The 12828-nt window shown below is 63.0% G+C and carries 5 protein-coding genes and 1 tRNA gene; 1 reads left to right on the top strand and 5 read right to left on the bottom strand.

Translation table 11 applies throughout. From position 1 onward, the window contains the following. The 5 genes from ACK59H_RS21430 to phnN form a co-directional block, all read right to left on the bottom strand. Window positions 1-6270: amino acid adenylation domain-containing protein (locus tag ACK59H_RS21430; protein WP_409264893.1), on the bottom strand; the 6270-nt coding region annotated here is incomplete at its 3' end. Between the two features lie 2 nt (window positions 6271-6272). After that, window positions 6273-9677: an amino acid adenylation domain-containing protein gene (locus tag ACK59H_RS21435; protein WP_409264894.1), complete on the bottom strand. Its 3405-nt coding sequence runs from the start codon at window positions 9675-9677 to the stop codon at window positions 6273-6275. Window positions 9678-9845: 168 nt separating this feature from the next. Further along, window positions 9846-10823 carry a TauD/TfdA family dioxygenase gene (locus ACK59H_RS21440; RefSeq protein ID WP_060480501.1) on the bottom strand — a complete coding sequence of 326 codons (978 nt, stop codon included), beginning with the start codon at window positions 10821-10823 and terminating at the stop codon, window positions 9846-9848. Between the two features lie 315 nt (window positions 10824-11138). Next, window positions 11139-11210 (bottom strand) — tRNA-Arg (locus ACK59H_RS21445). Between the two features lie 110 nt (window positions 11211-11320). Continuing rightward, entirely contained in the window at window positions 11321-11962 is a 642-nt protein-coding gene (phnN, locus tag ACK59H_RS21450) for a phosphonate metabolism protein/1,5-bisphosphokinase (PRPP-forming) PhnN (RefSeq protein WP_409264895.1), read from the bottom strand. A 349-nt stretch (window positions 11963-12311) separates the two neighbouring features. Here phnN and ACK59H_RS21455 point away from each other — a divergent pair, with 349 nt between their 5' ends. Next, entirely contained in the window at window positions 12312-12638 is a 327-nt protein-coding gene (locus tag ACK59H_RS21455; RefSeq protein ID WP_060480503.1) for an Arc family DNA-binding protein, read from the top strand. The last annotated feature ends 190 nt before the right edge of the window (window positions 12639-12828 follow it).

The raw sequence follows: 12828 nt of genomic DNA on the forward strand, positions 1-12828 counted from the left end.
AATGCCGCTGTCTTGGAACATATAGGCCAGGCGGTCCTGGGGGTATTCAGGGTCCAGCGGCACATAGGCGCCACCGGCCTTGAGCACCGCCAGCAGGCCGACCACCATTTCTACCGAACGCTCGGCGGCGATGCCCACCAGTACATCCGGGCCTACGCCCATGCCGCGCAGGTGCTGCGCCAGGCGGTTGGCTTGGGTGTTCAGTTCGGCATAGCTCAGGGTACGGTCGGCGAAGCTCAGTGCTGGGGCCTGCGGTTGACGGGCGACCTGCTGCTCGAACAACTGGTGCACATAAGGCGTGCCTGGATAAGTGCGCGCCGTGGCGTTCCAACCCTGCACGATGCGTGAGTAGTCCGCCGAATTCACCAGCCCGAAACTGCCTATCAACGCCTGCGGCGCGGTGGCAAAGCCTTCCAGCAGATGACGTAGCTCGGCTGCAATCTGCTGCACCTGCTCATCGACGAAGACCTGGCGCTGGAAAGCGAAGGTCAACTGCATCTGTTCGCGTGCTTCGGCAATCAGCGTCAACGGGTAGCCGCTGTGCTCCTGATAGTGCAGCCCCGAAAGGCGCAGCCCGGCACTGCTGTCCGACAGGCTCTGCGCCAGTGGGTAGTTTTCGAACACCAGCAGGCTGTCGAACAATGCCTCGCCATTGCGCCCAGCCGCCGCCTGAATGGCATACAACGGCAGGAATTCGTACTCACGCAGGCGCAGGTTCAGCGCCTGTATCTCGCGCACCCAGTCAGCAACCGTGAGCTGCCCTCGCGGCTCGGCCGCCACCGGCAAAGTGTTGATGAACAGGCCCAACTGCTGCTCGATCCCCGGCAACTCGGCTGGGCGCCCGGACACCGTGGCACCGAAGCACGCCCGGCGCTGGCCGGTACGGCGCTGCAGCAGCAGCGCCCAGGCAGCCTGCAGCACGCTGTTGAGGGTCACCTGCTGAGCCTGTGCGAAGCGTTTGAGGCCCTGGCTCAGTGCCTGGCCCAGCTCGAGCACGACCGCGCCCTGCCCCGACTGGCTGGCAACATGGCCGGTGCCGAGCAGCGATGGGCCGTCCAGATCCCGCAGTTGGGCTTTCCAGAATGCCTCGGCAGCTGCACGGTCCTGCTGCTGCAACCAACCGAGGTAGTCGCTGCGCGGTGCCTGCAACGGCGCCGCAGGTTGCCCGGCGTATGCCTGCATCACGGCCGCGAACAGCAGCGAATTGCTCCAGCCGTCCATGAGAATGTGGTGGCTGGTGTAGATCAGGTGATGGCGCTGCGGCCCTGTGCGCACCAGCACCAGGCGCAGCAGCGGCGCTTGGCCAAGGTCGAAAGCGCGCAGCGTTTCGGCTTGCGCCAGCGCTTGCAGGCGCGCTTCGATATCAGCCTCGCCAACCCAGTCGAAACGCTGCACCGGCAGCTCGACATGGCGCAATACCACTTGGCGTGGTGCTTCCAGGCCCTGCTCCCAGACAAACCCGGCGCGCAATGCCTCGTGCTGGTCCAGCGCCTGCTGCCAAGCCTGGATGAACCGTCCCGGGTCCAGGTCGTCGAGGTCCAGGCGCAGGCGGTTGACATAGCTGCTGGGCTGGCCGTCGTACAGGCTATGGAACAACATGCCTTCCTGCATCGGCGCCAACGGGTAGATCTGCGCGACCTGTCGCAGGTCGACCGGCAGGGCATCGAGCTGGGCCTGGCTCAAGCCTGCCAGTGGGAAGTCGGCCGGTGTGGCACCGCCAGCCTGCTCGTCCAGGCAATGGCTGACCAGGGCACTGAGTTCACGCGCATAGTCACCTGCCAGCGCACTGATCTCAGGTTCGTCGAACATCGCCTGGCTGAAGGCGAAGCCAAGCTCCAGTTCACCGCCCAGCACCTGGCCATTGACGCTCAGCCAGTTGCCGAGTGGGGCATCGGCTGCCTGGGTAGGGCCGACGCTTTCCAGCGCAGGTGCGAAAAGCCGCTTCTCACCGAAGGCCTGGTCGAACTGGCCGAGGTAGTTGAAAGTCACCCGCGCTTGCGGCAACGCTTGCAACGCCGCCTGCTGCGCCTGGCTGCCAAGGTAACGCAGCACGCCATAACCCATCCCGCGCTCAGGCACGCCGCGCAACTGCTCCTTGATGCGTTTGAGCGAGCCTGCCAGGTCATCGGTCGGGGTCAGTGCAACCGGGAACAACGTGGTGAACCAGCCTACGCAGCGGCTCAGGTCAACGTCGTCGAACAGGTCCTCGCGGCCATGGCCCTCCAACTGTACCAACGCACTAGGCTGCCCAGTCCACCGGCACAACACTCGCGCCAGCGCGGTGAGCAGCAGGTCGTTGACCTGCGTGCGATAGGCAGCCGGCGCCTGTTGCAGCAACTGCTCGGTGGTGTGGGCCGGCAACCGGCAGTGCACGGTACGCGCGTCACGCACTTGCAGCTTGGCGTCGCAACGGGCAGCAGGCAGTTCGCCACTTAGCCCCTCAAGGCTGGCTTGCCAGTAGGCCAGTGCTTGAGCAACGGCAGGCGCCTGGGCCCAGCTTGCCAGGCGCTCGGCCCAGGCCTTGAAGGCGCTGCCCTTTTCCGCCAGCGACGGTGCTCGCCCGGCCAGCAGGGCGTTGCAGACGTGCTCCAGGTCTTCCAGCAGCACCCGCCAGGAAACACCGTCCACAACCAGGTGGTGGATGACCAGCAGCAGGCGCTGGCCCCCTTCCTCAAGGTCACACAGCACGGCGCGCAGCAGTGGCCCTCGGGCCAGGTCGAGACTGCCCTGGGCTTGTTCGGCGATGGCCTGCAACTGCTCGGCATCGGCCACCTGGCGATGCCAAAGCAGCCCGCCAGGCACGTGAGTTCGGTGTTCGGCGCGCCAACTGCCGTCCACATTGCTGAACGCCAGGCGCAGGGCATCATGCTGAGCGATCAGCAGCGCCAGCGCCTGCTCGACGATGTTCGCCGGCAACGCCTGGCGCGGTTGCAGCATGACGGCCTGGTTATAGTGCGCGGGCTGGCGCATAGACATTTCAAAGAAACGCGCCTGCACCGGCAGCAACGGCATGCTGCCGCTGACCTGAGCTGCAGCGGCTGGCTTGGCCACTGCATCGACCAGCTTGGCAACCTGGGCCAACTCAACGATGGTCTGTTTCTCGAACAGCTGGCGCGGGCTGAGCTTGATGCCCTGACGCTTGGCCCGGGCGATGATCTGCAAGCTAAGGATGGAGTCGCCGCCGAGCTCGAAGAAGTTGTCTTCAACGCTGATATCGTCACGCTTGAGCACCGCTTGCCAGATGGCCAGTAGCTGCTCCTCCAGCGCGCTGCCAGGGGAAACCTGCCGTTTGAGCGGCGCCAGCGGCGGCGGCAGTGCGCGGCGGTCGAGCTTGCCATTGGCGGTCAGCGGCAGGCGCTCGAGCAACAGCAGATGGGCCGGCACCAGGTAGTCGGGCAGCAGTGCCTGCAACTGCTCGCGCAGGGTCTGGACCTTCAGCGCAGGGTTGCTTGGCACGCACCAGGCAACCAACTGCAATTGCGTAGGTTCATCCCCTTGCGGCAGCGCCAGCACCACGGCGTCATGCACCCCGGCCAGGCCGCGCAGCACACGGGCGACCTCCCCCGGCTCCACACGATAGCCACGGATCTTCACCTGGTCGTCAGCACGCCCGATGAAATGCAGCAAACCTGCATCATCACGCTGCACACGGTCGCCACTGCGGTACAGGCGCGCGCCCGGTGCGCCGAATGGGTCAGGCACGAAACGTTCGGCGGTCAGTGCTGCCTGGCCGAGATAGCCATGGGCCAGGCTCTGGCCGCCAATGTACAGTTCACCGGCCACCCGCGCTGGCGACTCATTGAGCACATCGTCGAGCACCCACACGCGGGCACCGGGCAGCGCTGTGCCCAGGGGTACCGCGTGTTGAGCTTCACCGTGCAGCTCATGGGTCAGCACACCAACCGTTGTTTCGCTGGGGCCATAGTGGTTGATGAAGCGGCAATGGGGCTTGAGCGCCCGCACGTGCTGGTACAGCGCAGGTGAGCAGGCCTCGCCGCCCACGATAAGGGCATGCTCAGGTAGAACCTGCGCGGGGTTGGCGGCCTGCAACAAGCCGTTCAGGTGGCTAGGGACGATCTTCAGCACGCCGATGCGCTGCTCAGCCATGTAGGCAGCGAAGGCATCAGGATCCAAGCCCAAGGCTTGCGGCAACACATGCAGGGTACGCCCAGAGCACAGGGCACCGAACAGCACTGTGTGGCCAAGGTCGGCAGCAATGGTCGAGGCCAGCGCCATGCTGGCATCTGCCGCCAGGTCCAGCCGGTGCAACAGGCCATCGACGTAGCTGGCCAGCGCACCATGGCTGACCAGCACACCCTTGGGCTGGCCGGTGGAGCCCGAGGTATGGATTACATAGGCCGGCGCGGCTTCCAAGATATGGCTCGATGGCGCGTGATCCGGCAGCGAGGCCCAGCACTGTGGTGCGTAAACCTGCACCTGGCATCCTGCTTCGGCCAACACCTGCTGGCGGGCTTCATTCGCCTCGCACAGCAGCACCGCCGCCCCGCTGCGTTGCAGCATGCCCTGCAAGCGCTCGGTGGGCGCCTTGGTGTCCAGCGGCATGTACACGCCGCCTGCCTTTAGAGTACCCAGCAGGCACACTAGCCAGTCCAGCGAGCGGTCCATCAACAAGGCGACCGGCGCACCGCTGACCACGCCCAGCCTGCGCAAGTGCTGCGCCAGGCGATTGGCCTGCTTGTCCAGTTCGCCATGGCTGAGCCGCTGCCCGGCAAAAACTGCGGCCAGGCCGTTGGGCTGGCGGCGCACTTGCTCGTCCCAGCGTTGCAGCACCAAAGCCGGCTGCGCACCCTGGCTGATGGACTGGGCGACAGGCGCCTTGACCAAGCTGTGCAGCGGCGCATCTGGCGCGTCCAGCAGCGTCTGGAACAGCCCGCGCAACACCTCGATGAAACCCTCGATGCTGGCGCGTTGGTACAGGTCGCTGGCATAGGTCATCTCGCCCTGTATCAGGCTACCGTCGTCGGTGATGTCCAACGCGAGGTCGAAGTGGGTGCCCTCTTTGCGCAGCGGGTACTCGCAGACGTTAAGCCCTGGCAGCTGCAGCGCGGTCTGTTTCTGCACGCCGACGTTCTGGTTGAACTTGGCCTGGAACAAAGGGTTGTGGCCAAGGCTGCGCTGCGGCGCGAGCACTTCCACCAGTTGTTCGAACGGCAACTCCTGGTTGGCCTGGGCAGCGAAGGTCGCTTCGCGCACCCGCACCAGCATTTCACTGAAAGACAGGCGCTCATCGACAACACAGCGCAGCACCTGGGTGTTGACGAAGAAACCGATCAGGCCTTCGACTTCTTCGCGCCCACGGTTGGCGTTGGGCACACCAATGCGAATATCGCGCTGGCCACTGTGGCGCGACAGGAACAGCGCATAGCCGGTCAACATGAGCATGAACAGGGTCACGCCCTGGGCCCGTGCAGCATCGCGCAGACGTTGCGACAAAGGCTGGCCAAAATCGAACTTCAGCGTCTGCCCTTGCAGGCTCTGCACCGGTGGGCGCGGGAAATCGGCAGCCACATCCAGCAGCGGGTGTTCATCACCCAATTGTTCGCACCAATGCTGCAACTGGCGCTCGCCCTCACCGGCTTCCAACCAACGGCGCTGCCACACGGCGTAGTCGGCATACTGCAGCGGCAGGGCTGGCAGGTGCTGGGCGCCACCCTGGTAGCACTGCACGAACTCGCGGACCATCACATCCATCGACCAACCGTCACTGACGATGTGGTGCATGCACACCACTAGCACCTGTTCATCCGCGCTCAGGCGCAACAGGCTGGCCCGCAACAGCGGCCCATTGAGCAGATCGAATGGGCGAGCGACCTCGTCCTGCACCACGCGCGCCAGCTCCGTTTCGTCAGCGTTGCCAAGATCGACCCGGCGCAGCGCCAGCGGCGCTGGCGGCAAAACCCGTTGCAGCGGCTGCTCGCCATCGACCTGGAACACCGTGCGCAGCGCTTCGTGGCGCTCGATCAGGGTGTCGAAAGCAGCTTGCAAGCGGCACTCGTCGAGCTCGCCACGCAGACGTAGGCCAGCGGCCATGTTATAGGCAGCGCTTTGCGGGTCCAGCTGCCAAAGGAACAGCAGGCGTTGCTGGGCATAGGACAGCGGTATCGCCTGCAGGCCATGGCGGCTGACTGGAATTGGCAGCAGGCCGAAGTCCTTGCCCTGCTGGCCAAGCTTGGTGAGGAACTGGCGGCGTTGTTCGAGCGGCATCGCGATAAACTTTTCAGCGATACGCAGCGTCGTGTTGCGGGTCATGCTCAAACCTCCTCCAGTGAATTGATGAACGCTTCCATTTCGGCCCAGTCCTCGTCGGCGGTGCCGCCCAGGGCCTTGAGCTCTTGCGCCAAAGCAGCCAGATGCGGGCGTTCGAACAGGCTGCGCATCGGTAGCGCGACACCCAGTTCGGACTTGATGCGAGCGATGACTTGGGCTGCCAGCAGCGAGTGCCCACCTAAGTCGAAGAAGCTGTCGTCCAGGCCCACGCGGGGGACCTGCAGCACGTCCATCCAGATCGCCGCCAGCTGTTGCTCCTGCTCGCTGCTCGGCGCCCGGAAGCTGGCCTGCACATGGCTTGGGTCGGGTTCTGGCAGGGCTTTGCGGTCAAGCTTGCCGCTGGGCGTCAGGGGCAGCTTTGCCAGCAGCACCAGGTGCGATGGCACCATGTAGTCGGGTAACGTCGCGCGCAGGGCCTGGCGAATCGCCTGGCGCTGCGCGTCTGGGCCGATGCCATCAGCCTGGGTGGCCACATAGGCCACCAGTTGTCGCCCGCCCGCCATGTCCAAGGCCAGCACAGCCGCTTCGCGCACGCCAGCGCATTGCTGCAGGCGCATTTCGATTTCGCCCAGCTCGATCCGGAAGCCACGCACTTTGACCTGATGGTCGACACGGCCGATGTATTCGATGTCACCCTGCGCATTGAAACGGGCGCGATCACCCGTGCGGTACAAGCGCTCACCGGGCGATGCGGGGTCGGGCAAAAAGCGCTCGGCGCTGAGGCCGGCCTGGCCGTGATAGCCTCGCGCCAGGCCCGGCCCGCCGATGTACAGCTCACCGATGACACCAATCGGCACCGGCTGCAGCTCGCCATCGAGGATCACCAGACGGCGGCCGGCCAAGCCCTTGCCAATGGGGATACCCCGCCAGGACACATCCTGCGACATGAGATCTGTGCAGTCGTGAATGCTCGAAACCACCGTAGCCTCGGTCGGCCCGTAGGTGTTGAGCAGACGCACACCGCCGAGCCCGGCACGGCGCCACAGGTCAAGGCCGTCGACCGACATGGCCTCGCCACCCACATGCACCTGACGCAGCGCAGCGAAGGCATGCGGTGCGTTACGGGCGTAATCCTGCACCAGCATGTGCCAGTAGGCGGCGGGCAGGTCCGCCACGGTAATGCCGTGGGTTTGCACGGCTTGCAAGAAGCTGGCGCTGTCCCAGAGCTGGCTATCGCGCAGCACCACGCAGGCGCCGGCACACAGCGGCGGGTAGAACTGCTCTACGAAGCCGTCGAAGCTGCAGGTGGCAAACTGCAGTACGCGATCCTCGGCGCTCAGGCGCGAATAATCGCAGGCCAGTTCGCAGAACTCGGCCAGCGCACCGTGGCTGATGGCAACGCCTTTGGGGCGCCCAGTGGAGCCAGAGGTGTAAATCACATAGGCCAGGTTGCCAGGCTGCAGCGATAGCTCGGGGGCACAGGCAGGCTGCGTGCTGAGCTGGTGTTGAGCGTGATCCAGGCACAGTACTTCGATCCCCTCTGCCGGGGGCAACTGGCTGTAGAGGTTCGATTGAGTCAGCAATAGGCGCAGGCCGCTGTCGGCGAACACCTGGGCGATACGTTCGCTGGGCGCTTGCGGGTCCAGAGGCACATAGGCACCGCCTGCCTTGAGCACCGCCAGCAGGGCTACCCCCATATCCAGCGAGCGCTGCAGCGCAACACCAACCAGCACCTCAGGGCCGACACCCGATTGCACCAGGCGCTGAGCCAATTGATTGCTGCGCAGCTCAAGCTCGGCGTAACTCAGGCAGGCGCCCTGCCCTTGGCCAGCCAGCACCAGTGCCACAGCCTGCGGCGTGCGTGCCGCCTGCGCCTGAAAACGTTGGTGAGCCAGGGCCGACGCTTGCGGTGCAGGTGCGCGCAGCGCCCACTGCTGCAACTGGCGAGCCTCAGGCACAGCGAGCATTGGCAGCTGGCCGATACCGCTTTGTGGGTCGGCCAGCACGCTACGCAGCAGATTGCACCAGTGCCCGGCCATATGCTTGATGGTCGCAGCATCGAACAGATCGGTAGCGTAGGTGAACGCCGCCAGCAAGCGCTCGCCTTCCTCGCGGGTTTCCAGCATCAAATCGCTGGCTGCGGCATGGCTGCGGGCCTCGGCCATGCTTTGCTCGGCCTGCAGGTGCGCAAGCTGCAAGCCGCAAGCCAAGCGCATCCCTTGGATATCGGTGACCATCGGCTGATGGTTGTACATCACTTGGAACAAGGCGTTGTGGCTCTGGCTGCGATTGGCCGGCAGCGCTTCGAGCAGCGCATCGAATGGCAACTCCTGATGGGCCTGGGCGTCCAGCGTGGTCTGACGCAGCGCCTGCAACAACTGCGCGAAAGTCTGGCGGCCATCGAGCTGGCTACGCAGCACTTGGGTATTGACGAAAAAGCCGATCAACCCCTCCACTTCAGCGCGGTTGCGGTTGGCGATCAGGCCGCCGACGCGGATATCGCCCTGGCCGCTGTAGCGATACAACAGGGCCTTGAAGGCCGCCAACAGCACCACGAACAAGGTCACACCCTGGCGCTGGGCCAGTGCCTTGAGGCCATTGCGCAGTTCTTGATCGATAGCGAACTCCAGGCGCGCGCCTGCGTGGCTCGGCTGGGCTGGGCGCGGTCGATCGCTGGGCAACTCGAGCGGCTCATGCTCATCGCCCAGTTGTGCCTGCCAATACTCGAGCTGACGCGCCTGCTCACCGGCCTCCATCCAGCTGCGTTGCCACAAGGCATAGTCGCGGTACTGCACGGCAAGCGCCGGTAACTGGGCCTGGTGGCCGGCACTGCGGGCATCCAGGCAGCGCATGAGCTCTTCGATAAGGATATTCATCGACCAACCGTCGGCGATGATGTGATGCAGGGTCAGCAGCAACACATGCTCATCGCCAGCCAGTTGCAGCAGCGCTATGCGCAGCAGCGGGCCCTGCTGCAGGTCGAACGGCTGGCCGGCTTCGCGAGCGACCTCTTCACGGGTGCGCTGCTGGCGAAGGTCCACGGTCAAGGCAGATAGATCGACATGGCGAAGCTTGATCTGGGCACCGTCACCGACACGCTGCCATGCCTGCCCGTCGATTTCCTCGAACGTGGTACGCAGGCACTCGTGGCGCTGAACCAGGTCAGCGAAAGCCAGCTCCAGGGCCTGACGATTCAGGTTACCCAACAGACGCACCGCCCCCGGCAAATTGTAAGCGGCGCTGTCTGGCTGCAATTGCCAGAGAAACCACATGCGCTGTTGGGCATAGGAAAGCTGGTCGCGGCTGGCAAGCGCGCTGCAGTCCGGGATCGGATATTGCGCGAAGTCGACCTGCTCGTTGCGCAGGGCTGCGTAGAAGACACGGCGTTTGTCCAGCGGCAGTTCGATGAAGCGGCGCGCCAGCTTATGGGATTGATCGAGGGTGCTCATAGGTCGTCCGAACCGGTGAAGGGAGCCGCCCTGGGCTCCGCGATACCTGTTGAACGAATGATTCCGGCTCGCATTTAGGCACGGGCTGCAAAACCTGTCCGGCCTATCATTGTTGCGCGCCGGTACGCGGCAGGACGTACCGGCGCTCGCTGCCAACGGCTTGCAGGTTCAGCCCGCGCCGTGGCCTTCGGCCATGGCCACGATGACCTTGCGGGTGCCGGTAAAGGTACTGCGCGCGTGTGCGGCCAGCATGTTGTCGAGCATCAGCACATCACCTTCCTGCCAAGCAAAGGCTACGGTGCATTCATCCAGCACACCGCGCACTTCGTCGAGGATCGAATCTTCGATGACGGTGCCATCGCCGTAATAGACATTGCGCGGCAGGTCTTGCTCGTCGACGATTTCCAGCAAGCTCTGGCGTACTTCCAAGGGCAGGTTCGACACATGGAACAGGTGCGCTTGGTTGAACCACACATCTTCACCGGTACGTGGGTGGCGGGCTACAGCCTGGCAGATCTGCCGGGTACGCAGCTCGCCGTCGTCCTTCCATTCGCAGCTGATTGCATGGCGCCGACAGTACGCCTCGACCACTGCCGGGTCATCACTGTTGAACACCTGCTCCCAGGGTACATCCAGGCCGTTACCAAAATTACGCACGTACATCAGCCCATGACGGTTGAAACGCTCGTGAATACGCGGGTCGATGCGCCGAAATACCTCGCGACTGTCAGCGATCGGCGTTTCGCCTCCGCTCTGGGCGGCAACCATGCTGTAGAACCAGATCTTCATCGGCCATTCGCGGGTGTAGGCCTGCTCGTTGTGCAGTGGGATCTTCTGGTGCGGCGGGTATTCGGTGGAGGTGTACACGCCCTGTGTGACGTTGCTGCGCGGCGTAGAGCCAAACTCGTAGTTCAGCAGCGGGTGACCGAAGCCGGCGGCGAAGCTGCGAAAAGCCTCGGCACCGCCCACCTGGAACCCTCGGAACAGGATGCCTCCAACATCGAGCAAGTGGCGGTCGACCAACTCGCGGATCGGCTCAAGCGCCTCGTTCAGGTCAAGGCCTGCATGGGGGGCTTCGACCAGCAGCGGCAGGCTGCGCTGGCCAGGCTGCAATGGCCGAGCAATCAACTCGAGCAGCGCGCTCATGGCTTACCCCTCGCGCAGGCGGGCCGCAACGAACTTAGCGGTAATGGATTGGCAACAGGCAGCAGCTGGCTGGCCTTGGAGCAGGTGGCGGCAAGCATCTTTCGACCCTCGATGAAATGACAGCAAGCGCCGATACGCGCGCAGCGTGCGTCGGCCTTGTGTAAAGAAAACGAGAGGCGAAGGTCGGGATTTAGCAGGCATGGGCAACCGAGCAGAGGGCTGACTTATATAGCCCAAACTCGGCCTGGCAAGGGGGATATCGCCTAGGGGGATTTCTGGAGAGTCGGTGGGAGATGAAGCGAGTGCGCGGTGATTCGTCCCCTGCAGGAATCGAACCTGCACTTAGCCCTTAGGAGGGGCTCGTTCTATCCATTAAACTAAGGAGACATCGCGGGAGTAAGAACGAATGATTCTATAGAAAGGCATCCGTTCGTTCAACCGGAGCCTGCGCACGACCGTGTAGCCGTCGCCAGACGGCCAGCATGTTAGCCAGCACGCTAACTTCTGTCATGCTGCAATCGCTCATCACCCTGTAGGTTTTTTCCGGGCCCCTCAGGTATTAAGTGTTCCCTACGTAGCAGCTCAAGTAACGCCACGACTGCAGTCGACAGTTGGCCGGAGTTATCAATATGATGGACACCCTGCCCTGCTTCTAGCTGCAGCTCGACACTGCGGGCCAAGCGCTGATCGACCTGCTCCAAAGTTTCCCTGCCGCGTGATAACAAGCGCTCACGCAGCACGCTGGGCTGAACGTCAATGCAAACTGCCAACAGGTTTGGGTAACGCTGGCGTGCGGATGGCAAATAGGCACGTGAACCATTGACCAGCACCGAGCACCCTTGCGCCAACCATTGACCCACCTCATTTGGAATACCGTACGACAGGCCGTTGGCCCGCCAATGCATGGCCAACGCGCCCTCGTTGCGCAGTTGCGCAAATTGTTCCTCACTCACGCTTTGAGCAGCCTCACCACTGGCCTCGGCCGAGCGAGTAATGACTCGGCGAGCGACCTTGATACCCGCGTCGCTCAGTTGCATACGAGAAGCATTGATCAGTGAATCTTTTCCCGATCCTGAGGGTCCTATCAAATAGATCAGCCGCGCTGGTGCGCTCTTTATGACGCTTGCGTCATGTTGCATAGCCACTATGCTCTATGGAAGGAAACCTTCGTATTCTAGGGGTTTTCTTGATGTTTTGCCGCGTTTTACAGGTTTTTGACGGCAAAAGACTGACGGCGTAGCGGGCTGGTTAATGTGAAACTTTTCAAACCAGTACTCATTTCTGATAATTGGTACTGGCAAAAAGCCTTCACCCGGCTCACTATTTGTCACAGAATTGACGCCAAGGAAACGGCGACCATGAGGCAAGATGACCATCCAAATTCACGTGCGGGTTGAACATTTTGTCGTCGCCACGGTCGTATCTCCCACTCCGTGCGGCCAATTTGAGAACCGCTTCCCCTGAACCAGTAAAATCCGGTCAATTTATATGCGCCCAATGAAACAGGCTATTTATTCGAGCCGCACCGCTGACAAGTTCGTCGTCCGCCTGCCAGACGGAATGCGTGAGCGCATTGCCGAGGTAGCGCGCAACCACCACCGCAGCATGAACTCCGAAATCATCGCGCGCCTGGAGCAGAGCCTTATCCAGGAAGGCGCGCTGGGCGATGAGCTGAGCATGCGCATGGATAGCCCAGAGCTGTCGCTTCACGAGCGAGAGCTGCTGCAACGCTTCCGCCAGCTGTCCCACCGACAGCAGAATGCGCTGGTAGCGCTGATCGCCCACGATGTGGAGATGGCCGCCGACGCCTCCTGAGTACTGACCAATATACGCGTGCCTGGCTAGCCAGGTAAAAGGCTCTGAAAAAAACGCCCGATGCTGCTGTCATCGGGCGTTTTATTTTGTGCATTGAATACACAAATACCGTCTCAAGGGCGCAAGCCATCTGGAAGATTGCACGGGCAACCAAGCTTACTTTCAGGAGATATGACATGCTCAATTTGCA

The organism is Pseudomonas sp. KCJK9000, from assembly GCF_046230725.1.
GTDB classification, from domain to species: domain Bacteria; phylum Pseudomonadota; class Gammaproteobacteria; order Pseudomonadales; family Pseudomonadaceae; genus Aquipseudomonas; species Aquipseudomonas promysalinigenes.